Source organism: Gemmobacter nanjingensis (assembly GCF_014652195.1).
GTDB lineage: Bacteria > Pseudomonadota > Alphaproteobacteria > Rhodobacterales > Rhodobacteraceae > Gemmobacter > Gemmobacter caeni.
This window is the reverse complement of sequence record NZ_BMYI01000001.1, coordinates 250,808-277,673: the sequence shown is the minus strand read 5'-3', so window position 1 is coordinate 277,673 and position 26,866 is coordinate 250,808. Positions and strand designations below refer to the sequence as shown.

Annotated in this window: 25 protein-coding genes; 9 read left to right on the top strand and 16 right to left on the bottom strand. The window is 65.3% G+C overall.

Going from position 1 to position 26,866, the window contains the following annotated elements:
- Positions 1–7: 7 nt before the first annotated feature.
- The 3 genes from IE126_RS01400 to IE126_RS01390 all read right to left on the bottom strand — a co-directional run bounded on the left by IE126_RS01400 (position 8) and on the right by IE126_RS01390 (position 2,952).
- Positions 8–1,387 carry a pyruvate dehydrogenase complex E1 component subunit beta gene (locus IE126_RS01400; protein ID WP_189379985.1) on the bottom strand — a complete coding sequence of 460 codons (1,380 nt, stop codon included), beginning with the start codon at positions 1,385–1,387 and terminating at the stop codon, positions 8–10.
- Between the two features lie 12 nt (positions 1,388–1,399).
- Complete coding sequence (pdhA, locus tag IE126_RS01395; RefSeq protein WP_054300993.1) at positions 1,400–2,389, bottom strand: pyruvate dehydrogenase (acetyl-transferring) E1 component subunit alpha; 990 nt, start codon at positions 2,387–2,389, stop codon at positions 1,400–1,402.
- A gap of 266 nt (positions 2,390–2,655) precedes the next feature.
- Positions 2,656–2,952 (bottom strand): FtsB family cell division protein, encoded by a 297-nt coding sequence (locus IE126_RS01390; protein WP_054300992.1) that lies wholly within the window; start codon positions 2,950–2,952, stop codon positions 2,656–2,658.
- A 330-nt stretch (positions 2,953–3,282) separates the two neighbouring features.
- Here IE126_RS01390 and IE126_RS01385 point away from each other — a divergent pair, with 330 nt between their 5' ends.
- On the top strand, positions 3,283–4,158 hold the full coding sequence (locus IE126_RS01385) for a calcium-binding protein (protein ID WP_189379984.1): 876 nt from the start codon (positions 3,283–3,285) through the stop codon (positions 4,156–4,158).
- A 51-nt stretch (positions 4,159–4,209) separates the two neighbouring features.
- Here the strand turns inward: IE126_RS01385 and IE126_RS26245 are convergent, their stop codons facing one another.
- A complete protein-coding gene (locus tag IE126_RS26245; protein WP_189379983.1) occupies positions 4,210–5,286 on the bottom strand; it encodes a calcium-binding protein in 1,077 nt (358 codons plus the stop codon).
- Between the two features lie 121 nt (positions 5,287–5,407).
- Positions 5,408–6,595, bottom strand: coding sequence for a phosphoglycerate kinase (locus IE126_RS01375; RefSeq protein WP_189379982.1), 1,188 nt, complete (start codon positions 6,593–6,595; stop codon positions 5,408–5,410).
- Between the two features lie 134 nt (positions 6,596–6,729).
- Here IE126_RS01375 and IE126_RS01370 point away from each other — a divergent pair, with 134 nt between their 5' ends.
- The 3 genes from IE126_RS01370 (at position 6,730) to IE126_RS01360 (ending at position 8,845) form a co-directional block, all read left to right on the top strand.
- Entirely contained in the window at positions 6,730–7,239 is a 510-nt protein-coding gene (locus IE126_RS01370; RefSeq protein ID WP_054300988.1) for a peptidylprolyl isomerase, read from the top strand.
- On the top strand, positions 7,229–7,792 hold the full coding sequence (locus tag IE126_RS01365) for a peptidylprolyl isomerase (protein ID WP_189379981.1): 564 nt from the start codon (positions 7,229–7,231) through the stop codon (positions 7,790–7,792). Before IE126_RS01370 ends, IE126_RS01365 begins: the two co-directional genes overlap by 11 nt.
- 75 nt (positions 7,793–7,867) lie before the next feature.
- On the top strand, positions 7,868–8,845 hold the full coding sequence (locus IE126_RS01360) for a calcium-binding protein (protein WP_189379980.1): 978 nt from the start codon (positions 7,868–7,870) through the stop codon (positions 8,843–8,845).
- 48 nt (positions 8,846–8,893) lie between these two features.
- On the opposite strand, the gene tyrS is transcribed toward IE126_RS01360, so the two are convergent.
- Positions 8,894–10,144: a tyrosine--tRNA ligase gene (tyrS, locus tag IE126_RS01355; protein ID WP_189379979.1), complete on the bottom strand. Its 1,251-nt coding sequence runs from the start codon at positions 10,142–10,144 to the stop codon at positions 8,894–8,896.
- Between the two features lie 63 nt (positions 10,145–10,207).
- Here tyrS and IE126_RS01350 point away from each other — a divergent pair, with 63 nt between their 5' ends.
- Entirely contained in the window at positions 10,208–11,311 is a 1,104-nt protein-coding gene (locus tag IE126_RS01350) for an anhydro-N-acetylmuramic acid kinase (RefSeq protein ID WP_054300984.1), read from the top strand.
- Positions 11,312–11,320: 9 nt separating this feature from the next.
- On the opposite strand, the gene rarD is transcribed toward IE126_RS01350, so the two are convergent.
- From rarD to IE126_RS01335, 3 genes are all read right to left on the bottom strand, one after another.
- Positions 11,321–12,211: an EamA family transporter RarD gene (rarD, locus tag IE126_RS01345; protein ID WP_054300983.1), complete on the bottom strand. Its 891-nt coding sequence runs from the start codon at positions 12,209–12,211 to the stop codon at positions 11,321–11,323.
- 64 nt (positions 12,212–12,275) lie between these two features.
- Entirely contained in the window at positions 12,276–12,704 is a 429-nt protein-coding gene (locus IE126_RS01340) for a cupin domain-containing protein (protein WP_189379978.1), read from the bottom strand.
- Positions 12,664–13,293, bottom strand: coding sequence for a pseudouridine synthase (locus tag IE126_RS01335; RefSeq protein WP_189379977.1), 630 nt, complete (start codon positions 13,291–13,293; stop codon positions 12,664–12,666). The genes IE126_RS01340 and IE126_RS01335 overlap by 41 nt, the downstream gene beginning before the upstream one ends.
- 158 nt (positions 13,294–13,451) lie before the next feature.
- Here IE126_RS01335 and IE126_RS01330 point away from each other — a divergent pair, with 158 nt between their 5' ends.
- Positions 13,452–14,114, top strand: a complete 663-nt coding sequence (locus tag IE126_RS01330; protein ID WP_229825154.1) for a ZinT family metal-binding protein — start codon at positions 13,452–13,454, stop codon at positions 14,112–14,114.
- Positions 14,115–14,183: 69 nt separating this feature from the next.
- Here IE126_RS01330 and eno read toward each other — a convergent pair whose 3' ends face one another.
- A complete protein-coding gene (eno, locus tag IE126_RS01325; RefSeq protein ID WP_189379976.1) occupies positions 14,184–15,461 on the bottom strand; it encodes a phosphopyruvate hydratase in 1,278 nt (425 codons plus the stop codon).
- Positions 15,462–15,503: 42 nt separating this feature from the next.
- Positions 15,504–16,403, bottom strand: a complete 900-nt coding sequence (locus IE126_RS01320) for a DMT family transporter (protein WP_189379975.1) — start codon at positions 16,401–16,403, stop codon at positions 15,504–15,506.
- Positions 16,404–16,559: 156 nt separating this feature from the next.
- Here IE126_RS01320 and IE126_RS01315 point away from each other — a divergent pair, with 156 nt between their 5' ends.
- Both IE126_RS01315 and IE126_RS01310 read left to right on the top strand, forming a co-directional pair.
- Positions 16,560–17,441 (top strand): DMT family transporter, encoded by an 882-nt coding sequence (locus tag IE126_RS01315; RefSeq protein ID WP_189379974.1) that lies wholly within the window; start codon positions 16,560–16,562, stop codon positions 17,439–17,441.
- 537 nt (positions 17,442–17,978) lie between these two features.
- Positions 17,979–21,668, top strand: coding sequence for a vitamin B12-dependent ribonucleotide reductase (locus IE126_RS01310; RefSeq protein ID WP_189379973.1), 3,690 nt, complete (start codon positions 17,979–17,981; stop codon positions 21,666–21,668).
- 101 nt (positions 21,669–21,769) lie between these two features.
- On the opposite strand, the gene cobA is transcribed toward IE126_RS01310, so the two are convergent.
- From cobA to cbiE, 5 genes are read right to left on the bottom strand one after another with little or no spacing between them, the layout of a single operon-like run.
- Positions 21,770–22,489 (bottom strand): uroporphyrinogen-III C-methyltransferase, encoded by a 720-nt coding sequence (cobA, locus tag IE126_RS01305; protein ID WP_189379972.1) that lies wholly within the window; start codon positions 22,487–22,489, stop codon positions 21,770–21,772.
- Positions 22,486–23,811 carry a cobyrinate a,c-diamide synthase gene (locus IE126_RS01300; protein ID WP_189379971.1) on the bottom strand — a complete coding sequence of 442 codons (1,326 nt, stop codon included), beginning with the start codon at positions 23,809–23,811 and terminating at the stop codon, positions 22,486–22,488. Before IE126_RS01300 ends, cobA begins: the two co-directional genes overlap by 4 nt.
- On the bottom strand, positions 23,811–24,593 hold the full coding sequence (gene cobM / locus IE126_RS01295) for a precorrin-4 C(11)-methyltransferase (protein WP_189379970.1): 783 nt from the start codon (positions 24,591–24,593) through the stop codon (positions 23,811–23,813). Before cobM ends, IE126_RS01300 begins: the two co-directional genes overlap by 1 nt.
- On the bottom strand, positions 24,590–24,934 hold the full coding sequence (locus IE126_RS01290; RefSeq protein ID WP_189379969.1) for a cobalamin biosynthesis protein: 345 nt from the start codon (positions 24,932–24,934) through the stop codon (positions 24,590–24,592). Before IE126_RS01290 ends, cobM begins: the two co-directional genes overlap by 4 nt.
- On the bottom strand, positions 24,931–26,094 hold the full coding sequence (cbiE, locus tag IE126_RS01285; RefSeq protein WP_189379968.1) for a precorrin-6y C5,15-methyltransferase (decarboxylating) subunit CbiE: 1,164 nt from the start codon (positions 26,092–26,094) through the stop codon (positions 24,931–24,933). Before cbiE ends, IE126_RS01290 begins: the two co-directional genes overlap by 4 nt.
- Between cbiE and IE126_RS01280 the strand changes: the two genes are divergently transcribed.
- Entirely contained in the window at positions 26,093–26,821 is a 729-nt protein-coding gene (locus tag IE126_RS01280; RefSeq protein WP_189379967.1) for a cobalt-precorrin-6A reductase, read from the top strand. The two genes, cbiE and IE126_RS01280, sit on opposite strands and share 2 nt — an antisense overlap.
- Positions 26,822–26,866: the final 45 nt, after the last annotated feature.

Below are 26,866 nucleotides of genomic sequence, written 5' to 3'. Positions count from 1 at the left end.
TCACACCTCAGCGATAGCAGACGGATTTCACGGCTTCGACCACTTCGGCGGTCGTCACCAGTGCGAGCTTCTCAAGGTTGGCCGCATAGGGCATCGGCACATCCTTGCCGCAGAGGTTGATCACCGGCGCGTCCAGATAGTCAAACGCGCGCTGCATGATCACCGCCGAGATGTGGTTGCCGATGGAGCCGACGGGGAAGCCTTCCTCGACCGTGACGCAGCGGTTGGTCTTCATCACCGAAGCCAGCACCGTGTCATAGTCGATGGGGCGCAGCGTGCGCAGGTCGATCACCTCGGCGCTGATGCCCTCGGCCGCCAGCTTGTCGGCGGCCTCCAGCGCATAGGTCATGCCGATGCCGAAGCTGACGATGGTGACATCCGTGCCTTCGCGCCAGATCCTGGCCTTGCCGAAGGGAATGGTGAAATCCTCGACATCCGGCACTTCGAAGGACTTGCCGTATAGGATTTCGTTTTCAAGGAACACCACCGGGTTCGGATCACGGATTGCCTGTTTCAGCAGACCTTTCGCATCGGCCGCCGAATAGGGCATCACCACCTTCATGCCGGGGATGGCCGCATACCATGCCGCGTAATCCTGGCTGTGCTGTGCTGCGACCCGTGCCGCCGCGCCATTCGGACCCCGGAACACGATGGGACAGCCCAGCTGCCCGCCAGACATGTAGTTCGTCTTGGCGGCCGAGTTGATCAGGTGGTCAATCGCCTGCATGGCGAAGTTGAAGGTCATGAACTCGACAATCGGGTTCAGACCGCCCCAGGCCGCGCCGACGGCGATACCGGCAAAGCCGTGCTCGGTGATCGGCGTGTCGATAACGCGCTTGGGGCCGAACTCATCCAGCAGACCCTGGCTGATCTTGTAGGCGCCCTGATATTCACCGACTTCCTCGCCCATCAGGAACACCGCATCACTGCGGCGCATTTCCTCGGCCATGGCCTCGCGCAGGGCCTCGCGCACGGTCATGGTTTTCATCGGCGTGCCCTCGGCCCAGTCGGGCGAGGCCTTGGACACCACGGCCACCGGCGCGGCAGCGACGGGGGCAGCTTTCGGTGCAGCCTCGGGGGCGGCGGCGGGGGCTGCCTCGGCTGCGGCGGGGGCAGGGGCCGCGACGGCGGCATCCGCGCTTTCGCCTTCCTCGACCAGCACCGCGATGGGCGTGTTCACCTTCACGCCCGCCGTGCCTTCGGCCACCAGCAGCTTGCCGATGATGCCTTCATCCACCGCCTCGAATTCCATGGTGGCCTTGTCGGTTTCGATCTCGGCGAGGATCTGGCCGGATTTGACCGTATCGCCTTCCTTCACCAGCCATTTGGCCAGCGTGCCTTCCTCCATGGTCGGAGAAAGCGCGGGCATAAGAACTTGCGTAGCCATCTTTCCCCTCCCTTATGCGTAGATATCCGTCCACAGCTCTTCGAGCGGCGGTTCGGGGCTGTCTTTCGAGAATTCGGCCGCCTCGTTCACGATGGCCTTGATCTCTTTGTCGATGGCTTTCAGCTCATCATCCGATGCAAGGCCGCCCTGGGTCAGCAGGTCGCGGACATGCTCGATGCAGTCCTTCTCGGTCTTGATCTTCTCGACCTCCTCGCGGGTCCGGTATTTCGCCGGGTCCGACATCGAATGGCCGCGATAGCGGTAGGTCATCATTTCAAGGATATACGGGCCCTTGCCCGCCCGGCAGTGTGCCACGGCCTTTTCGGCGGCTGCCTTCACCGCCATCACATCCATGCCGTCGACCTGTTCGCCCGGAATGCCGTAAGCCTCGCCCCGGCCATAAAGCGTGACCGATTTGGTGGCGCGCTTCATGCTGGTGCCCATGGCATACTGGTTGTTCTCGATGACGAAGATCACCGGCAGGTTCCAGAGCTCGGCCATGTTGTAGGTCTCGTAGACCTGGCCCTGGTTCGCCGCACCATCGCCGAAATAGGTGAAGGTGACGTTGTCATTGCCCTTGTACCAGTCCGAGAAGGCAAGCCCGGCGCCCAGCGGCACCTGCGCGCCCACGATGCCATGCCCGCCGTAGAAGTGCTTCTCGCGGCTGAACATGTGCATCGAGCCGCCCTTGCCCTTGGAGTAGCCGCCAATGCGCCCGGTCAGTTCGGCCATCACGCCCTTCGGGTCCATGCCGCAGGCCAGCATATGTCCGTGGTCGCGATACGAGGTCAGGCGCTTGTCGCCTTCCTTGGCCGCGGCCTCCAGCCCGACGACCACCGCTTCCTGCCCGATATACAGGTGACAGAAGCCGCCGATCAGCCCCATCCCGTAAAGCTGCCCGGCCTTTTCCTCGAATCGGCGGATCAGCAGCATTTCACGGTAATATTTCAGAAGTTCCTCTTTCGAGACGTTGGGTCTCTCAGGTGCCTTCTTGGTGGCCATGCGGCTCCCTCCCATGTGGCAAAATAGTTCAGCATTAAACTATCTGCACAATATCGGAGAAATAAGGGGTCTGGCAAGTAAAACTCTCGCCGCGCTGCGGCGTGGGCTTCCCGGCGCCCTTGCGCCGGCGGCGTCAGTTCGAGGGGTGAAAATGGCGAGGCGGGATCGGTGTGGCGGGACAGGGCGGTCTTCGGAAGGGCCTGCCGCCGCAGCGTCAGCGCAGGCAGGTGATGCCCGCCCCTTGGCCTTTAAATTTCGGCAAAGGCCTAGCGGATCACCAGCTCGTCGGCGCGGACATATCCCAGCACATCGCGCAGCTGCTCATCCAGCAGGTCGAGATCCAGATAGGCGTCGGACAAGCGCAGGGTGCGGTTCTGCAATTCGGCCAGTTCGGCGCGCAGCCGGTCACGTTCGGCAATCAGCGCCTCGGCCTCGGCATTGATCTGCACGCGGCGGAACACGCCGTAATCGCCCTGCACGGCGGCAAAGGTGAAATAGCCGCCCAGCGTCAGCGCCAGGGCGAAGATCATCAGGCTGCCAATGGAAGGGCGGTGCGCATTCATGGTCGATCTGCCTCGTCCCTCCTCGTTCGGCGGGAGGGTTTGGCCAATATGACACAGCCGAATCACTATGTGAATCGCCCCGGGCCGGTCCGCGCGTGACTGTTGCAAGCGGCCCACAGCACGGTCGATTCGGCCGTGCTGCGGGCGGATTGTTCCGGGTTTATCGCAGATCACGGGGCGGGGCTGGCGATTGTCGCAGAGCCGGCTGCGCGGTTCGGGAAGGCGGCGCAGAAACCGCGCGCTTCATCCCGGTTTTCTTGACCCGGCTGCAGGGGAGATTTAACGATTTGTTAAGTTTTCCGGCCAAGTGCCATTATTGGAGTTCAAGTTATGGTCACCCTTGCACCGACCAAATTCCTCGTGCGCGGACTGGATCTGTCGCGCTATGACGATGCCGCTTTCGGCACCCTCAACACCGCTGATGCCACGGATGTGTCGCTGCGTCTGGGCGGCAACCGGGTTGTGCTGGACGGCGACTACACGATCAACGGCGCGAATGATGCCACCGGCATCGTGACCGGCCTGGACCTTCAGGTGCTGGGCAATCCGGTGCTGCGCATCCGGGGGCTTGAACTGTCTGCTGCGGATCTGGTTGATGCGCTGGACGGGTCGAGCGGCCTCGATGCTTTCCGCTTCCTGTTTGCGGATGGTGACGCGATGACCGGATCGGGCTTCCGCGATGTCCTGCGCGGTTTCGCCGGTGATGACACCCTTCGCGGCCTTCAGGGCAATGACTCGCTGCATGGCGGGTTCGGCCATGATCTGATTCAGGGCAATGCCGGTCTCGACAACCTTCGCGGCGATGCGGGCAACGATACGCTGTCGGGCGGCTTCGGGGCCGATACGCTGTCGGGCGGCAGGGGCAGCGATATGCTGATGGGCAATGGCGGCGATGATGTGCTGGACGGCGGGCGTGGCAATGACCGCCTGCGCGGCGGGGCCGGGGCGGATTCCTTCGTCTTCGGCACCCATAACGGCCAGGACGTGATCGGCGATATGACGGCCGATGATTCCATCTACATCGCAGCGGTGCGCTGGGAAGGGATGGAGAATGCACGCGACCTGCTGGATACCTATGCCGAGGTTCGGGGCGGCGATGTCGTCATCGACTTTGGGCGCGATTCCATCCGCGTGCTGGACTGGACCGATCTGGATACGCTGGCTGACCGGCTGCGTATGCTTGGCGACGAGATGCCGCTGGGCTGAGCCCACCGGCACCGGATTGATCGGCCCGCCGATCCGGCGGGCCGTTTGCTTTCAGGCGAAACCGAAGACGAAATGGGTTTCGTCGAGCGCTTCGGCGGTGGTGTGCAGCACGAAAGAGATGCGGCCCGCATCCCCGTCGGCAATATCCACCCTCCAGCCATTCGACACCTTGCGCAGCTGCCAGCCGTCTTCCAGCCCGGCGTCGCGGCCCTCCCAGTCCAGTCCGAACATGGTCAGTTCCACACGGTCTTTGGCCGCGTCGAAGTCACGGACATGGCCGGTGCCCGCATCGGTCATGGTGGGAAGCTGGTCATGCGAGGCAAAGACAAACATGTCGGAGCCGGCGCCGCCATAGGCATTGTCCCCGCCTGAAACATACAGCCGGTCGTCGCCGCGCCCGCCGCGCAGCAGATCGGCGCCCTTTTCGCCATTCAGCGAATCGTCGCCACCCATCCCGAGCAGCGTGTCATTGCCGCCGCGCCCCATGATGAAATCATTCCCCGCGCCCCCCCGGTGGTTGTCAGCCTTGCGGGTTCCCGTCCAGTCCTCGCCAGCCTCGGTTGCGGCGGCCAGGCCGAAGCCCGGTTTGTCGATCAGCTGCACATTCTTGGTGGTCAGCGCGCCGGGCAGCACGTTCTTCACAAGGATTTTGTAGACATTGCCGCCCGCATCCTCGGCTGTGATCAGTGTATCCTTGCCCTTGCGCTGGAACGAGAAACCGTCCGACAGGTCGGCATCGCGATCCTTCCATTTGAAGTTGAAATTCGCCAGTTGCAGGATGTCGTGACTGGCGCCCTTCGCGGTGAAGTCGGTGATGACCGAGCTGTTCGAGGGCAGCCGCATGTCATATTTGATGCCCACTACTTCGAAGAAGTCGAAACCCGTGCCGCCGCTGAGCGTATCCGACCCCAGAATGGTCAGCGTGTCGTGCCCCGCACCGCCATAAAGCTTGTCGTTGCCACGGTTGCCGTCAAGGATGTCATTGCCGCCCGCGCCATACAGCGTGTCGTTGCCATCCATGCCGAAATACTGATCGACACCCTTGGTGCCGTTCTTCTTTTCGTTGCGGTCAGTGCCCTGCCAGACATTTGGAAAGGTGGGGAAATTGGGGAAGCCCGTAAGCGCCATGGCGATGCCTTGAATATGGATTCGAAAAAGGCCCCGCCGGTCTCCGGCAGGGCCTGTATGCAGTGCTGGCGCAGTCACCCCGATCCTGTCAATCACCTGAGCAGGGGAGGTGGCGGAGGCGTCACATCAGGGCGGCGACGCCGGGTAGTTCCTTGCCTTCCATCCATTCGAGGAAGGCGCCCCCGGCGGTGGAGATGAAGCTGAAATCACCCGCCGCGCCCGCCTTGTTCAGTGCCGCCACCGTATCGCCACCCCCGGCCACCGACACCAGCTTGCCCGACTTCGTCAGCGCGGCCACCGACCGCGCGGCGGCATTGGTCGCGGCGTCGAAGGGCTCGATTTCAAAGGCACCCAGCGGGCCGTTCCAGATCAGCGTTTTTGCTCCAGTGAACACGCCCTCCAGCGCGGCCACCGTCGCAGGGCCTGCGTCCAGGATCATCGCATCGGCCGGGCAGGCATCTACGGCCACGGTTTCATTCGCGGCACCCGCCCTGAATTCGCGCGCAACCACCACATCCAGCGGCAGGTGGATGATGCAGCCCGCAGCTTCGGCCTTTGCCATGATGGCACGGGCGGTATCGGCCATGTCCCGTTCCGCCAGGCTCTTGCCGACTTCGGTGCCCCCGGCCACGAGGAAGGTATTGGCCATGCCGCCGCCGATCACCAGATGATCGACCTTCGAGACAAGGTTGCCCAGCAGGTCAAGCTTGGTCGACACCTTGGCACCGCCCACCACGGCCACCACCGGCCGCACCGGCTTGCCAAGCGCGGATTCAAGCGCGCGCAGCTCCGCCTCCATCAACCGGCCGGCGGCTGCGGGCAGCAGATGCGCGATCCCCGCGGTCGAGGCATGGGCCCGGTGCGCGGCGGAAAAGGCGTCATTCACAAAGACATCGCCAAGCGCCGCCATGGCCTTGGCCAGATCGGCGTCATTCTTTTCCTCGCCGGCATGGAAGCGGGTGTTCTCCAGCAGCACCACGTCACCGGGGCTGGCGGCATCAATCGCGGCCTTGGCCACATCGCCCACGCAATCGGCGGCAAAGACCACCTTGCAACCCAGCGCCTGCGCCAGCGCGTCTTGCACATGACCAAGGCTCATCTCCGGCACGACCTTGCCCTTCGGCCGGTCGAAATGCGCCAGCAGCACGACCTTGCCGCCCCTGGCCTGAATATCCTTCACCGTGGGCACGATCTTCTCGATCCGGGTCGCGTCGGTCACCACACCGTTCTCCATCGGCACGTTGATGTCCACGCGGGTCAGCACGGTCTTGCCGGCCAGATCCATGTCGTCGAGTGTCTTCCAAGCCATCAGAGCCTCCTCGCAAGCGGTTGCCCTTCTTTCCGCCGAAGCGTGCGCCGCGTCAACCGATCACGCGGGTTTGCCCTTTCCCTTGCGCGCCCGCGCCATTACCTTGCGCCCCGGATAGAAGGAGACCGACCGAGATGGCCGAGATCAAAGACCCGGAAAACACCATCATCATGACGCTGAAGGACGGCGACGTGGTGATCGCACTGCTGCCCGATGTCGCGCCGAAGCACAGCGAGCGCATGAAGGAACTGGCCCGTGCCGGTGCCTATGACAACGTCTGCTTCCACCGTGTGATCGAGGGCTTCATGGCCCAGTCGGGCGATGTGGAAAACGGCAATATGGAAAACAACTTCAACTTGCGCCGCGCGGGGACGGGTGGTTCGGACCTGCCGGACCTTCCGGCCGAGTTTTCGAAGCTCCCGCATGACCGGGGCACGCTGGGCGCGGCACGGTCGCAGAATCCGAATTCGGCCAACAGCCAGTTCTTCATCAACTTCAAGGACAACCATTTCCTGAACGGCCAGTATACCGTTTACGGCCGGGTCATCTCGGGGATGGAACATGTCGACAAGATCATGCGTGGCGAGCCGCCGGCCAACCCGGACCGCATGATCAAGGTCGTGGTGGCTGCCGATGTCGCCTAAGGCCCTGATTGCGGCCCTGCTGCTGGCCGCCACCCCCGTTCTGGCCGAAACCGACGGGCCGGGCCCGAACCTCGTGATCGACGTCGATGGCCAGGCCAAGGGCGAGATCGTGGTGGACCTGCTGTCCGATGTGGCGCCCAGGCATGTGGCGCAGATCGTGGCGCTGGCCAAAGCGGGCGAATATGACGATGTGGTCTTCCACCGCGTCATTGACGGCTTCATGGCGCAGACCGGCGACGTGCAGTTCGGCAAGAACGGTGGCAGCGCACAGGCGGGTATGGGCGGCTCGAACCTGCCGGACCTTCCGGCCGAGTTCTCGTCGGTGCCGTTTGATCGCGGCGTTGTCGGCATGGCGCGGTCGATGGACCCGAATTCGGCCAACAGCCAGTTCTTCATCATGTTCGCCCCGGCGCCGCATCTGGACGGGCAGTATACCGTCGTCGGCCGGGTGATCTCGGGCATGGATGTGGTGGATGCGATCCGCAAGGGTGACGGGCCGAACGGTTCGGTCAGCACCCCGGACCGCATGGTGAAAGTCACCGTCCAGGAGTGACACCACAGGAATCGTTGACGAAATCAGGCCCGCAGCCATAGGCTGCGGGCCAAGTCTTTCTGGAAAGGATTAGACATGCCTGTGATGCAGGGAATTTCAGGGCTTGCCCAGTTTGGTGCGTATTTGTCATCGGTTTATCAAGGTCTTACAATCACAGCCGCCTCCGCCGACCGTATCGTGGTCGAGAACCAGAACATCCGGGTGGTGTTCGCGGGGACGGATCTTTCCTGGACGTCGGAAGCGGATATCCTCAGCGACCTGACGGGTGGCACGCTCCAGTCCATTCGTTTTCTCGTGCCCTCCACGCTCAAGGCGCTGGGCAGCATCAGCAACCTCGGGCTGGTGATCGACACCGAGGAAGGGGGCGCCTTCGCCAATGCGGCCAGCCTGCGCACCGCGATTGCCAATATGGAATGGACGATCAAGGGCACGGCAAAGGCTGACGAGTTCTATCTTTCCGACACCAGCACCTTCCATATGGTCGCGCCGCTGACGCTCAAACTGCTTGCCGGGGCGGATTCCGCTCAGGGCGGGCTGGGCAATGATCGCATCCTCGCCGGTGGCGGCAATGATGTGATCTATGACAGCAAGGGCAACGACACGATCGACGGCGGGACCGGCAACGACCTGCTGGGCGGCGATCTTGGCGGCAACGACAGCATTACGGGCGGAACCGGCGCGGATACCATTGACGGCGGGCGCGGCGCCGACCGGCTCTATGGCAACAACGACAACGATTCCATTTCCGGTGGTTCTGGGAAGGACATCCTGTTTGGCGGCACCGGCAATGACACGCTCAACGGCGGCGCGGGGAATGACCGTCTGACCGGCGATGCGGGAGCGGATCATTTCGTGTTCACCGGCAATTTCGGACGCGACGTGGTTTCCAGCTTCCAGCGGGTGCAGGACAGGCTGGTGATCGAGGGCGATTACACGGTTTCGCACGCCAGGGGCGATACGATCCTGAAACTGGATGGCGGCACCATCATTCTCGACAATATCAACCTGACTGTCGCGCAGGTGGAAGCGGTCGTCGATCAGCTTCTGGTCTGAGGAAGATTTGCCCTGTCCCGAAATATTCGGGGCAGGGCCTTTGGCAGCTCAGCTGAACGTCACCAGCGCGTGACGCTTCTTGCCGGCGGTCAGCTTCAGCGGCTCGGCGAAATCGGCCGCATGGAACTTGTGGCCCGCATCCAGCACCGGATCGTCATTCACACGGGCGCCGCCCTCGGCGATCAGGCGCTTGGCCTCTTTCCCCGAAGGCGCAAGCCCCGCACGCACGAAAAGCTGCGCTGCGGTGATGCCATCCGCCAGATCCGTGACATTCAGTGCCACCGTCGGCAGATCGGCCCCGATACCACCCTTTTCAAACACTTCGCGCGCGGTGGCTTCGGCGGCTTGTGCAGCCTCTGCCCCGTGCAGCAGCGTTGTCACCTCATTGGCGAGGACGATCTTTGCCGCATTGATTTCCGATCCGGCCAGCGCGCCCAGACGGGTGCATTCTTCCACCGGAAGATCGGTGTAAAGCTTCAGGAAGCGGCCCACATCGGCATCGGTGGTGTTGCGCCAGAACTGCCAGAATTCGTAAGGGCTCAGCATGTCGCCGCGCAGCCAGACCGCGCCGGAGGCCGACTTGCCCATCTTCTTGCCGTCCGAGGTGGTCAGCAGCGGCGAGGTCAGGCCATAGATCTCCTGATCCAGCACGCGGCGCGTCAGGTCGATGCCATTGACGATATTGCCCCACTGATCCGACCCGCCCATCTGCAACAGACAGCCGTAGCGGCGGTTCAGTTCCAGAAAATCATAGGCTTGCAGGATCATGTAGTTGAATTCGAGGAAGGACAGCGATTGTTCCCGGTCCAGCCGCGATTTCACTGATTCAAAGCTCAGCATCCGGTTCACGCTGAAATGCCGCCCGATGTCGCGCAGGAAATCGAGGTAGTTCAGGTGATCCAGCCACTCGGCATTGTTGAGCATGATGGCGCCGCCCGGCGCATCGGAATAATCCAGATAGCGGGCAAAGACCTGCTTCATCCCGGCGATGTTCTCGTCGATCTTTTCGGGGGTCAGCAGCGGGCGTTCATCGGCGCGAAACGAGGGGTCGCCCACCTTGGTGGTGCCGCCGCCCATCAGCGTGATCGGCTTGTGCCCGGTCTTTTGCAGCCAGCGCAGCATCATGATGTTCAGCAGGTGGCCGACATGCAGCGAGGCCGCCGTGGCGTCATAGCCGATATAGGCAGGCACCACCCCCTTGACCAGGGCTTCGTCCAGGCCCTGATAATCGGTGCAGTCGGCGAGGTAGCCGCGCTCGATCATAACGCGCATGAAGTCGGATTTCGGGTGGTAGGTCATCGGACTCTCGTGTTTTATGACGCCGTGACGCGGTATAGCGGTGCAGGCGAACAAGGGGAAGCCATGTTGAAGGCGGGGCCGGTCTGGGCATTGGGGGCGATGTCGGGCACGTCGCTGGATGGCGTCGATGCGGCGCTGGTGCTGACGGATGGCGAACGCATTCTCGACTTTGGCGAAAGCGGCTATCGCCCCTATGACGAGGACGAACGCGCGGTGATCCGTGCGGCCCTTGGCCTCTGGCCCGGTGCGGCCGAAGTGGAGCCTGCGGCCGAGGTGGTGGAAACCGCCCATGCCGAATTGCTCAGCCAGTTCGGATCGGCGGCGCTGGTGGGGTTTCACGGGCAGACGCTGGCGCATGATCCGGGTGGTCTGGGCACGCATCAGGCCGGTGATGGCGCTGTACTGGCCGAGGTATTGGGTGTGCCGGTGGTCTGGGATTTCCGCAGTGCCGATGTGGCTTTGGGCGGGCAGGGGGCGCCGCTGGTGCCTTTCTTCCATTTCGCGCTGGCCCGTCATATCGGCGCGACCGAGCCGCTGGCCTTCCTGAACCTCGGGGGGGTCGGCAATGTCACATGGGTTGACCCCGCGCAGCCGGGGCCCGAGGCGGAGGGTGCCTGTCTCGCCTTCGATACCGGCCCGGCCAATGCACCGATTGACGATCTGGTGCAGGCCCGCACCGGCCAGCCGCGCGACGAGGGCGGTGTGCTCGCTGCCTCCGGTCGCTGGCAGCGGCAGATTGTCGATGGCTTCCTTGCGCATCGCTACTTCCTGCGAATGCCGCCCAAGTCTCTGGACCGAAACGATTTCCACGATCTGATCTCGGCTGTGGCGGAGCTGCCCGACGCCGATGCGGTGGCCACGCTGACCCGCGCGGCGGCAGCGGCGGTTGCGCGCGGGGCCGAACATTTCCCCCGGCCGGTGACGCGCCTTCTGGTTGGTGGAGGCGGGCGGCACAATGCCACGCTGATGGCCTATCTGGCCGAGCTGATGCCCGGCTGCGTGGTCGAGCCGGTCGAGGCCGCGGGTCTGGACGGTGACATGCTGGAGGCGCAGGCTTTCGCCTACCTTGCCGTGCGGGTGGCGCGCGGGCTGCCGACCTCGGGGCCTGCCACTACGGGCGTTCCGGCGCTGGTGGGCGGAGGCCGCATCTCGCGGCCCGGTGCCTAGGCCTGTTTCTCAGGCCAGCGCGCGCCGCGCGCGCATCATTCCGAAAGTATAGACTGCCAGCGCCGCCCAGATCATCGGGAAAGCCACGGCCTTGGCGGTGCTGAACGGTTCGTGAAACAGGAAGACCGCAACAAGGAAGATCATCGTCGGGCTGACATATTGCAGGATGCCGATGGTCGTCAGCCGCAGAAGCTTGGCCCCGTTGGCGTAAAGGATCAGCGGCACTGCCGTTACCAGCCCCGCCGAGGCCAGCATCAGTGAGTTCGTCAGATCGCCGCTGGCGAAGTGGCCCTGTCCGGTGATCGCCAGCCAGACGATCCAGGCCAGGGCGAAGGGCGACAGCAGCACCACCTCCAGCATGAAACCCTGATTGGGACCGATGGGCAGTTGTTTCTTGAACCAGGCATAGGCGGCCCAGCTCGCGGTCAGGCTCAGCGCAAGCAGGGGCAGGCGTCCGGCCTCCCACGTCAGCACCGCCACCGCGCAGGCTGCCAGCGCCAGCGCCGCCGTCTGCCAGCGGTTCAGCCGCTCGCCCAGCGTCGCGGCGCCAAGAAAGACGGTCACCAGCGGGTTGATGTAATAGCCAAGTGCCGCATCCAGCGTATGCCCGTTCTGGATCGCCCAGATATAGATGCCCCAGTTGATCGAGATGATCGTGGCGGTCAGCCCGCCCATCGCCAGCATACGCGGGCTGCGCAGCGCGGCGGTCAGATCCGCCGTGCGGCCCAGCCAGATCAGTACGGCACCCGCCACCGGCACCGACCAGATCACCCGATGCGCCAGCACCTCTGCGGCGGGCACATGGGACAGCGCCTTCATGTAGATGGGCAGGACGCCCCACAGCATGTAGGCGCCCAGAGCGAAGGCAAGGCCGCGCGGCGAGTCGGTATCGGTGTTCATGCTTCCTGCCTAGAACTTCGGCAGGTCCGTCACCATGACGAACTTGTCACCGGCACAATTGCGCTCAGGCTCGCGGAATATCGAAGCCGGGCGGGGCCAGCGTGAAGCCTTCGAACCGGAAACCGGGTGAGACGGTACAGGACACCAGCGTCCAGTCGCCGGTCGGGGCTGCCGCCTGCCAGTGATGGGCGGGCACGATGACCTGCGGCGCCTCGCCCGCCAGCACATCCGGCCCCAGCCGGATGTCGCGCGCCGGTCCTTCGGTGGTTTCTGCCAGCGACAGGATCAGCGGTGCCCCGGCATGCCAGTGCCAGATCTCCGCTGCGTCCACCCGGTGCCAGTGGCTGCGCTCGTCCGCTTGCAGCAGGAAATGAATGGCGGTGCCGCTGGGCCGGCCGGAGCTGGAGTCGTCGACCCGGGTCTGCCGATACCAGCCGCCTTCGGGGTGAGGCTCAAGCCCGAGGGCGGCGATGAGGCGTTGCGCTTCGGTCATGGCGGGGGCCTTTCGGATGCGGCTTGCGGTAGGGGGCGGCGGGCATCGGCACCTCGACCTCACGCCATTCGCCGGGGGCGAGGCCCTCAATGCTCCAGTCTCCGACCGCCCAGCGGATCAGGCGCAGCGTCGGCAGACCCACGGCGGCGGTCATCCGGCGCACCTGGCGGTTCCGGCCCTCGCGCAGCGTCAGCTCGATCCAGGCATCGGGCACCGATTTCCGCTCGCGGATCGGCGGCACGCGGGGCCAGAGCCAGTCCGGCGCTGCAATTGCCTGCGCCGCGGCCGGGCGGGTCGGCCCGTCATTCAGCGTGACGCCCGCGCGCAGGGCAGCCAGCGCGGGTTCGTCCGGCACGCCCTCGACCTGCGCGAGATAGGTCTTGGCCATGCGATGCGCCGGATCGGCGATCCGCGCCTGCAACCGCCCGTCGTCGGTCAGCAAAACCAGCCCCTCGCTGTCGCGATCCAGCCGCCCGGCCGGATAAACCCCCGCCACCGGCACCAGATCCGCCAGCGTCGCCCGACTGCCATCGCCGGAGAACTGACACATCACATCATAGGGTTTGTTCAGAAGGATAAGGCGCGCCATGGCCCGTTGTGCCACGGCAAGGGGCGGAAGGAAACCGTTGCATGGGGTTGCGCTGTCTGTTGGAGGCGGGTATCTCAGGTACGATATGTTATAAGATAACATATCAATACGCGACTCGACTGAAGACCAGAAGACAGCCCGGAATGAAGGAACAGGACATGCGGAAACACTCAATGACCCGGATCGGGGCATTCGCCAGCCTGGCGATACTGGCGCTGGCCGCGCCCGCGGTTGCGCAGCAGAAGGCCCCCCATGACCACGGCCATGCGCATGCGCATGCGGCGGATGATGCCGTCTACAAGGGCTATTTCGAAGACAGCCAGATTGCCGCAAGGGCACTGTCCGACTGGGAAGGTGACTGGCAATCGGTCTATCCGTTGCTGATGGGCGGGGCGCTGGACCCGGTGATGCAGCACAAGGCCGAACACGGTGAAAAGACCGCCGCTGACTACCGCGCCTATTACGAGACCGGATATAGGACCGACGTGGATCGGATCGAGATTCATGGCGACAAGGTGAGCTTTCACAGCGCAGCGGGCACGGTGTCGGGCAGCTATGCCGATGACGGCTATGAAATCCTGACCTATGAGAAGGGCAATCGCGGTGTGCGCTATGTCTTCCGCAAAGTGGCGGGCGATGCCGGGGCGCCGGCCTTCATCCAGTTCAGCGACCATGCCATCGCGCCGGTGAAGGCGGGGCATTATCACCTTTACTGGGGCAATGATCGCGCGGCGCTGCTGGAGGAGCTGACCAACTGGCCCACCTATTACCCCGCCGATCTGACGGAATCGCAGATCGTGGCCGAAATGCTGGCGCATTGAGCGGGGCAAGCAGCAAAACGAAACGGGCGCCCCGCAGGGCGCCCGTTTGCTATTTCCGGCAGAAGCGGCTCAGGCCTTGAGGATGCTGCGGCCTGCGTATTCGGCGACTTCGCCCAGCATTTCCTCGATGCGGATCAGCTGGTTGTATTTCGCCAGCCGGTCCGACCGCGCGAGGCTGCCGGTCTTGATCTGCCCGCAGTTGGTGGCCACGGCGAGGTCGGCGATGGTGCTGTCCTCGGTCTCGCCCGAACGGTGCGACATGACGTTGGTGTAGCGCGCGCGATGCGCCATATCGACGGCCTGCAGCGTCTCGGTCAGCGAGCCGATCTGGTTCACCTTCACCAGCATCGAGTTCGCCACGCCCTTGGCGATGCCTTCGGCCAGACGGCGCGGGTTGGTAACGAACAGGTCGTCGCCCACCAGCTGCACCTTGTTGCCCAGCGTCTCGGTCAGCAGTTTCCAGCCGTCCCAGTCATCCTCGGCGCAGCCATCCTCGATCGAGATGATCGGATAATCGGCGCAAAGCTTCGCCAGATAGTCGACATTCTCAGCCGAGGTCAGCGACAGGCCTTCGCCTTTCATTTCATACTTGCCACCCCGGAAATATTCGGTCGAGGCACAGTCGAGGGCGAGATAGATGTCCTCGCCCGGACGATAGCCGGCCTTTTCAATGGATTTCAGTATGAAATCCAGCGCGACGCGGGTGGAGGACAGGTTCGGCGCAAAGCCACCCTCGTCACCGATGCCGGTCGAGAGGCCCGCCGCCGACAGCTCTTTCTTCAGCGTGTGGAAGACTTCCGAGCCCATGCGCACCGCTTCGCGGATATTCGCGGCGGCGACCGGCATGATCATGAATTCCTGAATGTCGATCGGGTTGTCGGCATGTTCGCCGCCGTTGATGATGTTCATCATCGGAACCGGCAGCACGCGGGCAGAGGTGCCGCCGACATAGCGGAACAGCGGCTGCGCGGTATATTCGGCGGCGGCTTTCGCGGCGGCCAGCGAGACACCCAGAATGGCATTGGCGCCAAGGCGGCCCTTGTTCGGGGTGCCGTCCAGTTCGATCATGGTGCGGTCGATGCCGACCTGTTCGGTCGCGTCGAACCCGATCAGCTCTTCGGCGATCTCGCCGTTGACGGCGGCCACCGCCTCCAGCACGCCCTTGCCCATGTAGCGGGACTTGTCGCCGTCGCGCTTTTCTACGGCTTCATGCGCGCCGGTCGAGGCGCCCGAGGGGACCGCCGCGCGGCCCATGGCGCCGCTTTCCAGCGTCACGTCCACTTCAATCGTGGGATTGCCGCGGCTGTCGAGGATTTCGCGGGCGTGAATGTCGATGATCGTGCTCATGGCGAGTTCCTTTGTGGGGAAGCGGTGCTCTCGGCCGCGTCTTTAGCGCGCGTCGCCCGGTGTGGGAAGGGATCGTTTGCGCAAACGCTCGCGTGCAAAGGCATAAAGCCCCGATCCGATGATCAGCGCGGCCCCGGCAAGGGTCGGCAGGTCGGGGCTTTCGGCGAAGACCACGATACCGACGATCAGCGCGAAGACCAGCCGGGAATAGCGGAAGGGGGTGATGACCGACACTTCGCCCAGCCGCATCGCCTGCACGATGGCCCAGTAGGCGGCGATGCCGAAGGCCAGTGCCCCCAGCATGTAACCGGCTTCCGCAGGTGCGGGCATCCGCGCGCCGCCCGTGACCGCCAGCATCATCGGGCCCAGCGGGATCAGCGTCATGAAGCCCCAGGCCGAAATCTGCGCCGTGCTGATATCGGCGGGAATGCGGCGTGTCGCCAGATCGCGCACGGACAGACCGACCACGGCCAGCACCGACCAGAGCGAGGCGAGGCGGAAGCCCTCGAACCCCGGCCGGATGATGATCATCACGCCGACAAAACCCACCAGAATGGCGCTCCACCGCCGCCAGCCGACCTTTTCCCCCAGAAACAGCGCCGCCCCCAGCGTCACCGCCAGCGGGGTGGCCTGAAAGATCGCGGTGGCGGTGGTGAGGGGCGTCAGTGCAAGCGCGGTGACAAAGCCCAGCGTGCCGGTCATCTCGCCCAGATTGCGCAGCACTACGGCGGGATGCCAGAGGCGGCGGGTAAAGATCGGCTCCCCCCGGAACCGTGCGAAAAGGCCAAAGACCAGCCCGCCGGAGGTGCCGAGCATCAGCATGATCTGCCCGGTCGGCAGCCCCGCCGCCGCCCATTTGATAAACATGTCCTCGATGGCGAAACCCGCCATGGCCGCGACCATCAGAAGGATGCCGCGCAGGTTGTCGCGGGTATCGGTCATCGCAGGCCCTTTCCGGTTTCTCCCGGCCAGAAGCCGTCCCGTCGATCTGTAGGGGAAGGCCACGGCAGTCTCCAGTGCCAAAGTGGCAAAGGAAGGGCCTTGCATCCGCCCGCGCCGCCCGCCACCACTGGCGCGGCGGGCACAGGAGACGGGCCGATGGAAAAGAGAAGGCTGGACGGGCAGGGGCTGGCGATCCTGCTGGGCATCTCGCTGCTGCTTGCAGTGAACCAGGTTGTCGTGAAGCTGACCAACCAGGGCTTGCAGCCGGTATTCTTTGCCGGGCTGCGGTCCGCGCTGGCGGTGCCTTTCGTTGCGGGCTGGATGATCTGGCGCGGCAAGCCTCCGCGCTACACGCCCGGCACGTTGCTGCCGGGCCTGCTGATCGGCGCGGTCTTCGCGCTGGAGTTTCTGTGCCTCTTTGTGGCGCTGGACCTCACGACCATCAGCCGCGCGGTCATCATCTTCTACTCGATGCCGGTCTGGCTGGGCCTTGCCGCCCATTTCGGCCTGCCGGGAGAGCGGCTCAGCCCGCTGCGCGGGGTCGGCCTCGTGCTGGCCTTCGCGGGCACGGCCTGGGCCATTCTGGACCGGACGGGCAGCGGCGGGCAGGGCAGTCTTGCGGGGGATCTCTTCGCACTGGGCGGGGCGATCGGCTGGGCTGCCACGGCCTTTCTGGCCCGCAGGCCGCGCCTTGCCGCTGTCGGACCGGAGACGCAGCTTCTGTGGATGGCCGCGGTCTCGGCGCCGCTTTTGCTCATCATCTCCCCGGCCTTCGGGCCGCTGATCCGCGAGATCCGGCCCGAACACTGGCTGTTGCTGGTGTTGCAGGCGGCGGTCGTGGTGGCAGGCGGCTTCATCACCTGGCTCTGGCTGCTGTCGCGCTATTCCGCCGCCACGGTGGCGAGCTTCTCCTTCCTCACCCCAGTGCTGAGCCTGCTGTTCGGCTGGGCCCTGATGGGAGAGCATCTGGGGCCGTCGATTCTGGGATCGGCCGCACTGGTCGCGGCGGGAATCATCCTCGTCAACCGCCGCACCTGAGCCGCGGGCGGGTCGGGCAGGGTGTCGCAGGCAGGTCACACCCGCATGACGCGGCGGCAGGCGTCTTTGGGAGCCTTATAGCGGGTGACGCAGGGTAAGGGAAAGTTTTCCACAGTTCAGGTGCCCCGGCAGAACCCGCCGGGAACATGCCGGATTTCCGGGCTTTTCACCGTCCCGCCCCGGATCATCCGCAAGCCATCCCCTGTTTCATCCACAGCAGGCTGAGTCGCCGCGCGCATCTATCCGTTGTGGGTAAATTTCCCGTCAACACAAATTAGCGGCCCCGGCGGCTGATTTTTCCGTTGATCGACCCCGGGATTTCCGACAATTTGTCGTCGCAGCGTCATGAGACACCAAATCTGGTGTCAGCGGGGCCGCTCTGAGGAAAATGTCACAAGATGCGCGAGGCCATGCCCGCGCGCCCTTCCGCCAAACCGGAAGGCTGGCCCTCTTTGCGTCCGGCCCGATGCGATGCCGCACAATGATAACCGGCGGGAAACCCGCCAGATGCAGATGTGACAAAGGACGGCGGGGCCAATGAAGATCGAGCGGAAGTTCACGACGGAAACCACCGGCGCATACGGCGCCATGTCCTTCTCGACCACCACCTCTGAAATCCGCAACCCGGATGGCAAGGTGGTGTTCCGCAATGAGGCGGTCGAGGTTCCGGAGGGCTGGAGCCAGGTTGCCTCGGACGTTCTGGCCCAGAAATACTTCCGCAAGGCCGGGGTTCCGGCGATCCTGAAGCGCGTGAAGGAAAAGGGCGTGCCCGAATTCCTGTGGCGCTCGGTTCCCGATACCGAGGCGCTGGCCGCACTGCCCGAAGACGCCCGTTTCGGTGGCGAGACCTCGGCCAAGCAGGTCTTCGACCGTCTGGCAGGCGCCTGGGCCTACTGGGGCTGGAAGGGTGGCTATTTCACCTCTGAATCCGACGCCCGCGCCTACTATGACGAGATGCGCTTCATGCTGGCCCGCCAGATGGCGGCGCCGAACTCGCCCCAGTGGTTCAACACCGGCCTGCACTGGGCCTATGGCATCGACGGCCCCGGCCAGGGCCATTTCTATGTCGATTACAAATCCGGCAAACTGACCCGCTCGGACAGCGCCTATGAACATCCGCAGCCGCATGCCTGCTTCATCCAGTCGGTCAGCGATGATCTGGTGAACGAGGGCGGCATCATGGATCTCTGGGTCCGCGAGGCGCGTCTGTTCAAATACGGCTCGGGCACCGGCACCAACTTCTCGTCGCTGCGCGGCGAGGGTGAGAAACTGTCGGGCGGCGGCAAGTCGTCGGGCCTGATGGGCTTCCTCAAGATCGGGGACCGCGCGGCGGGCGCGATCAAATCGGGCGGCACCACGCGCCGCGCCGCCAAGATGGTGATCTGCGACATGGATCACCCGGACATTGAGGAATTCATCAACTGGAAAGTCATCGAAGAGCAGAAGGTCGCCTCGCTGGTGGCCGGCTCCAAGATGCACGAACAGCACCTGAACGCGATCTTCGCCGCAATCCGTGGCTGGGACGGCAGCGTGACCGACGCCTGCGATGCCACGAAAAACGAGGCACTGAAAACCGCGATCCGTGCCGCCAAGAAGGCGATGATCCCGGAAACCTATATCAACCGCGTGCTGCAATATGCGCGGCAGGGCTTCGACAGCATCGAATTCCCGACCTATGACACCGATTGGGACAGCGAGGCCTATATCTCGGTCTCCGGCCAGAATTCCAACAACTCGGTCCGCGTCACCGATGCCTTCCTGCAAGCGGTGAAGGACGATGCTGACTGGGCGCTGGTGCGCCGCACCGATGGCAAGACCGCCAAGACCGTGAAAGCGCGCGAGCTGTGGGATCAGGTTGGCCATGCCGCCTGGGCCTGCGCCGATCCGGGCATCCAGTTCCACGATACCGTCAACGCCTGGCACACCTGCCCGGAAGATGGCCCGATCCGCGGCTCGAACCCCTGTTCGGAATACATGTTCCTCGATGACACGGCCTGCAACCTTGCCTCGATGAACCTGCTGACCTTCTTCAGCGAGGGCCGGTTCGACGCGACCGCCTATATGCATGCGACGCGCCTCTGGACCGTGACGCTGGAAATCAGCGTGATGATGGCGCAGTTCCCGTCGAAGGAAATCGCGCAACTGTCCTATGATTTCCGCACGCTGGGCCTTGGCTATGCCAATATCGGCGGTCTCTTGATGAACATGGGTCTGGGCTACGACTCGACCGAGGGCCGCGCGCTCTGTGGGGCGCTGACCGCGCTGATGACCGGCGTGACTTACGCCACCAGCGCCGAAATGGCGGGCGAGCTGGGGGCTTTCGCGGGCTACAGCCGCAATGCCGCGCATATGCTGCGCGTCATCCGCAACCACCGCCGCGCGGCCTATGGCCATGTCTCGGGCTATGAGGCGGTGAACGTCTCGCCCGTGGCGCTGGATGCCGCCAACTGCCCGGATTCTGAGCTGGTGACGCTGGCGAAATCGGCTTGGGACGAGGCGCTGAGCCTTGGCGAAAAGCACGGCTACCGCAACGCCCAGACCACCGTCATCGCCCCCACCGGTACCATCGGTCTGGTGATGGATTGCGATACCACCGGGATCGAGCCGGATTTCGCGCTGGTGAAGTTCAAGAAACTGGCTGGCGGCGGTTATTTCAAGATCATCAACCAGTCGGTTCCGGCGGCGCTGGAAACGCTGGGCTATTCCTCGGGTCAGATCGCGGAAATCGTGGCTTATGCTGTGGGCCACGCCAGCCTCGGCAATTGCGCGGGCATCAACCATACCGCGCTGATCGGCCACGGCTTCGGCCCGCGCGAGATCGAGAAGATCGAGGCGGCGCTGCCGTCCGCCTTCGACATCCGCTTTGTCTTCAACCAGTGGACGCTGGGCGAGGAGTTCTGCCAGAAGACCCTTGGCATCCCGGCCGACAAGCTGAACGATCCGGGCTTTGACCTGCTGCGCCACCTAGGCTTCACCAAGGCACAGATCGACGCCGCCAATGACCATGTTTGCGGCACCATGACGCTGGAAGGCGCGCCCTTCCTCAAGGCCGAACATCTGCCGGTCTTCGATTGCGCCAACCCCTGCGGCAAGAAGGGCAAGCGCTTCCTGTCGGTCGAAAGCCACATCACCATGATGGCGGCAGCGCAGAGCTTCATCTCGGGCGCGATTTCCAAGACGATCAACATGCCGAATTCGGCCTCGATCGAGGAAACGCTGGCGGCATATGAACTGTCGCATTCGCTTGGCATCAAGGCCAACGCGCTCTATCGCGACGGATCGAAACTGTCGCAGCCGCTGGCTGCCGCGCTGGTCGAGGATGACGAGGAAGCCGAGGAAATCCTCGCCACCGGCACCCCGCAGGAAAAGGCCATCGTGCTGGCCGAAAAGATCATCGAAAAGGTGGTCGTGAAGGAAATCGTGCGCAGCCATCGCGAAAAGCTGCCGGAACGCCGCAAGGGCTATACCCAGAAGGCGGTTGTGGGCGGCCACAAGGTCTATCTGCGCACCGGCGAATATCAGGACGGCAGCCTTGGCGAAATTTTCATCGACATGCACAAGGAAGGCGCGGGCTTCCGGGCGATGATGAACAACTTCGCCATCGCGGTCTCGGTTGGCCTGCAATACGGCGTTCCGCTGGAGGAGTTTGTCGACGCCTTCACCTTCACCAAGTTCGAACCGGCGGGCATGGTGCAGGGCAATGACTCGATCAAGAACGCGACGTCCATTCTGGACTATGTGTTCCGCGAACTGGCTGTCAGCTATCTCGACCGCACCGATCTGGCCCATGTCGCCCCCAAGGGAGCGTCGTTCGATGAGCTTGGTGGCGGCGTGGCCGAAGGCAAGCGCGACACCAATCTTGAGCCGGTGAGCGAAAGCGCCGCCTCCAAATCGCTGGAGGTGCTGCGGCAGATCTCCTCGACCGGCTATCTGCGCAAGCGGCTGCCGAAAGAGCTTGTGGTGCTGCAAGGCGGCATGGGCGCCACCGCGCTGGGCGGCGATCCGGCGGCGGTCAACATGCTGATGCCCGACGCGACCCGCGCCACCGGCACCATGGGCGCGACGACCGCACTGGCCTCCGGCTCGGTCTCGCTGGATGCGCGCACCAAGGCGAAGATGCAAGGCTACGAAGGAGACCCCTGCGGCGAATGCGGCAATTACACGCTGGTCCGTAACGGCACCTGCATGAAGTGCAACACCTGCGGCGGCACCAGCGGCTGTAGCTGACCCGCTGTCGGGCGCAGAAAACGAAAGGCGCGAACCGGAGAGGTTCGCGCCTTTTCAATTTGTTGCGCCTGTTTTCTTGTGTAGTGGATGAAGCGAGGGTCTCACCCCTCCGCCAGCGGTCCATAGAGGATCAGCGCCGGGCTGGTGGATTCTGTGCCATCCAGATGGGCGGCGAGGCTGCCGACGGTGAAGCGTTCCAGCCGTTCCTCGGCAGTGCTGACGCCATGGGCCAGCAGCGCGGGGGTCTCGGGCGGCAGGCCATGGGCGATCAGCGCGGCGGCCAGTTCGGGGAAAGTGCGCTTGCCCATGTAGATCACCGTTGTCGCGCCGGGGTCGGCCAGCGCAGGCCAGTTCAGCGTTTCGGGCAGGCCGCCTGTCACATCGGCGCCGGTCAGGAACTGCACCCGCCGCGCGGTCAGCCGCCGGGTCAGCGGGATCGCCGCCGCCGCCGCCGCCGCTGAGGCCGAGGTGACGCCGGGCACGATTTCAAACCCGATGCCCGCGTCGCGCAGCGCGGTCATTTCTTCCTCCAGCCGCCCGAAGATGCCCGCATCGCCGGATTTCAGCCGCACCACCTGCGCACCCGCCTGCGCATAATCGACCAGCAGGCGGTTCACATGCTCCTGCCGGGCCGAGGGCCGCCCGGCGCGCTTGCCGACCGAAACCAGATCCGCGTCGGCCCGCGCCAGATCGAGGATCGGCCCCGAAGACAGATCGTCATAGAGCACCACATCGGCGGCCCCGAGCCGTTTCACCGCCTTTACGGTCATCAGGTCCGGGTCGCCGGGGCCGGAGGATACGAAGGTGACGAAGCCGGTCATGTCGCTTCTCCGATCAGGTGGAAATAGGTGCCGCTGGCCAGTCCCCGGCGCGATCCGGTTTCCGGGACGGCGGTGCCGGTGGCGTCCTCGACTTGGGCGAGCGGCATATCGGGTTGCGCGAGGATGGTCGAGTAGTGAAATTCATGCCCGCGCAGCCTTGTGCCTTTGGCCATGCCGGGCATCGCGGCCTCCAGCCGTGCAAGGCGATAGCCCAAGTGCATCCTGCGCTTTTCATACGAGGTTTCAAGGCCCAGCAACCCCGCCATGCGATGCCGCTGCCCCTTCGCATCGACCAGACCGGCGCCCATCGCCATATAGCCCCCGCATTCGCCATGCACCGGGCGCGTGGCGGCGAAGGCGGTCAGGCGGGCGCGGAAACGCTCTGCCGCCGCCAGCGCGCCGGCATGCAGTTCGGGGTAGCCGCCGGGCAGCCAGCAGACGGTGGCACTGTCGTCGGGGCCTTCGTCGCCAAGCGGCGAGAAGGGCAGGATCTCGGCCCCCTGTGCGCGCCAGTCCGCCAGAAGATGCGGATAGGTGAAGGAAAACGCCGCATCCTGTGCCAGCGCGATGCGCTGGCCGGGGGGGGGCATGCGGCGGGCAGTGCCGGGCTGTACGCGAGTCGTCCTGGCGGCATGGCGGAGCGCGTCAAGATCACAATGCGCGGCGATGAACGCCCCGGCCTCGTCAAGGATGCGGTGCAGATCTGCGGTCTCGCCCGCCTGCACCAGCCCCAGATGACGTTCCGGCAGTTCGATCGTGGCGCGGCGCGGCAGGGCGCCGAGCACCGCAACACCATGTGCCGCCATCCCGTCGCGGATCAGTGCCTCGTGCCGGGGGGAGGCGACACGGTTCAGGATCACCCCGGCAATGGTCAGCCCCGGGCGCATGGCCTGGAACCCGAGCGCGGTGGCGGTAGCGCTTTGCGCCTGACCGGAGGTGTCGATCACCAGCACGACCGGCCAGCCTGTTAGCTCTGCCAGATCGGCACTGGCGCCGATGCCGGTCTCGCCCGCTGCCGCCACCCCGTCACACAGGCCCATGGAGCCTTCGGCCAGTACCAGATCGGCCCCTGTCGCCGCCGCCAGCAGCGCGCCGATGCGCGGCGCGGGCATGGCCCAGGTATCAAGATTGACAGAAACCCGGCCCGAGGCGGCGGTGTGAAAGGCGGGGTCGATGTAATCGGGCCCGCTTTTGAACGGCTGCACCTCCAGCCCGGCGGCACGGAATGCGGCCAGCAGCCCAAGCGTCACCGTTGTCTTGCCGGTGCCCGAGGCGGGGGCCGAGATGATCAGACCCGATGGCAGGGGATCGGGCGGCAGCATCACAGGCCTTCGGGAAAGCGCGGATGGGTGCCGACCGGGCGATAGCGGCGGTCGTAGTCACCGGCATACAGGCGGCTTTCGCCGAAATCCTCGGCGGCCAGCGCGGGGCCGACAAGGATCAGCGCCGTGCGTTCCATCTCCGCCCCCACAGCGGTTTCCAGCGTGGAAAGCGTGGCGCGGACGATGCGCTGGTCGGGCCAGCTTGCGCGCCAGACCACGGCGACCGGGCAATCGCTGCCGTAATGCGGCGAAAGGGTTTTCACTACGGTTTCAAGCACATGTACCGAAAGGTGAATGGCCAGCGTCGCACCGGTGCGGGCAAAGTTTTCCAGCGCCTCGCCCTCGGGCATGGCGGTGGCACGGCCCGAGGTGCGGGTCAGCACCACCGATTGCGCGACGCCCGGCAGGGTGAGTTCGGCGCCCAAAGCCGCAGCGGCGGCGGCGAAGCTGGGCACGCCGGGCGTCACGTCATAGGGGATGCCAAGGGCGCGCAACCGGCGAAGCTGCTCCCCCATCGCCGACCAGACCGACAGGTCGCCCGAATGCAGCCGCGCGACATCGTGACCTTCGGCATGGGCGGTGGCGATCTCGGCCATGATCTCGTCAAGGCTCAGCGGTGCGGTGTTCACGATCCGCGCGCCGGGGGGGCAATGGCTCAGCAGCGCCTCGGGTACCAGACTGCCCGCATAAAGGCAGACCGGGCAGGCCGCGATCAGGTCGCGGCCGCGCAGGGTGATCAGGTCGGCCGCGCCGGGGCCTGCGCCGATGAAATGGACGGTCATGCGGGGGTTCCTTGGGCAAGGGCCAGCGTCACACGCCCGCCGGGGGCAACAAGACGCGGGCAGATCAGGGTGGCGCCGGGGCCTGCGGCGGCAAGGGCGGCGGCCTCGGCGACCGAGCCAGCCCCATAGCGTGCGGGCTGGCGGGGCGAGGGGGTTTCGGTCGCCTGCGCGCGCAGGGCCGCCAGCGGTACGGCGATGACCGCGCGCCCGGCCAGCGCGGGATGTGCGGCCTTGTCCTCGGGAAGGGCGAGCACTTGGGGCGTGCAAGGCGCCAGTGCCAGTGCGGCGGCGAGGTCGGCCTCGGTGGCCGTACTGCGCAATCCAATCCCGGCGACGATCATCGGGTGACGCTCCATTGTACCACGGGGCGGGCGGCCTGCCAGTCGCGGAAGGCGCCAAGGCGGCCGCTTTGGGCAAGGTCGATGCGCAGCAGGCTGCCGCCGTGGGTGGCATGGGCCGCGTAAAGCGTGGCCTCGGTTTCCAGCGTCACCGCATTGGCCACCAGCCTTGTGCCCTCGGGCAATTGCGCCCAGAGCTGTGTCAGCAGATCGGGCGTCAGCCCGCCGCCGATGAACACGGCATCGGGGCGCGGCAGGTCTGCGATCCGTTCGGCGCTGTCGCCGTGGTGGGCGTGCAGGCGATGGGTCAGACCGAAGGCTTCGGCATTGGCGCGGATGTTCGGCAGCCGGTCGGCGCGGGCCTCTACCGCCGAGGCGCTGCCACCGGCAAGGCACCATTCAACCGAGACGGAGCCGGACCCTGCGCCCAGATCCCACAGATGTTCCCCCGCGCGTGGCGCCAGTGCGGCCAGCGTCAGCGCCCGCACCGGGGCTTTGGTGATCTGGCCATCGCTTTGGAACAGCGTATCAGGCAGGCCGGGAGTGCGGGGCAGGCCGGGGTCGTGCGCCTCGATGGCCGCCAGCAGGGGGGCTTCGGGGGCGTCAGACGGCGCAGGGCCGATACGCTCTTGCGGGCCGCCAAGCCTTTCCAGCAGGGTGACACGGGCGTTGGGATGGCCGTTGGCGGTCAGCCAGTCGCAGAGCCCGGTCGCCGCCGCGCCGTCGCGCAGGGTGACCAGCGCGCGGGTGCCGCGTGTCAGCAGCGGTCGCAGCCGGGCGCAGGGCGCGGCGTGAAGGCCGAGGCAAAGCACCTCCTCCATGCGCCAGCCCAGCCGGTTGCAGGCCAGTTGAAAGGACGAGAGCGTGGGGTGGCTGACCCATTCTCCGGGCGCAAGGTCGCGGATCAGGCTGCCGCCCGCGCCATGCCAGAACGGATCGCCGGAGGCCAGAACCACGGTGCGCCGCCCGCGCGCCGCCAGCACCGGGGCGGTGGAAAACGGCACCTGCCAGGCGACACCCCGCGACCCCGCCTGTGCCAGCGCCAGATGGCGCGGCCCGCCGATGATGATTTCCGCCGCATCCAGCAGGTCACGACTTGCGGCGGGCAGCCCGTCAAGGCCATCTTCGCCCAGACCGAGGATATGGAGCCAGGGATCAGCCATGACGCGCATTCTTCTTCTGGGCGGCACGACCGAGGCGAGCGCCCTTGCCCGCGCTTTGGCCGGGACCGGGGCGGATGCGGTGTTTTCCTATGCCGGGCGCACGGATGCGCCCCTGGCCCAGCCCCTGCCGACCCGTGTGGGGGGCTTTGGCGGGGCCGAAGGGCTGACGGCCTGGCTGCGGGCCGAGGGGATCACGCATGTGATCGACGCGACCCATCCCTTCGCGGCGCAGATGAGCCACAACGCCGTTGCGGCCTGCGCCGCCACCGGCGTTGCGCTGGCCGCGCTGGAGCGTCCGGCATGGCAGGCCGGGCCGGGCGACCGCTGGAGCTGCGTGCCTGATCTGGCGGAAGCGGTGGCGGCGGTGCCCAAGGCGGGCGCGCGGGTGTTTCTGGCGATCGGCAAGCAGCATGTCGCGGATTTCGCCCGGAAACCCGGTAACCACTATCTGCTGCGGCTGGTCGATCCGCCGGGCGTGCTGCCGCTGCCAGATGCGACGGCGGTGGTGGCGCGCGGTCCCTTCGATCTGGCGGGCGATCTGGTTTTGATGCGGGACCATCGCATCACCCATGTCGTCGCCAAGAATGCCGGGGGCAGCGGCGCGCGCGCGAAGCTCGATGCCGCGCGTGACCTGGGTTTGCCGGTTGTGATGATCGACCGGCCCGCGATCCCGCCGCGCGCGCGGTTCGGCGATGTCGCGAGCGTCATGGGCTGGCTGGCGCGCTGACCTGGCCGCCGCGCAAGTGGCGGGGACAGGATGCCTCCGGCGGGG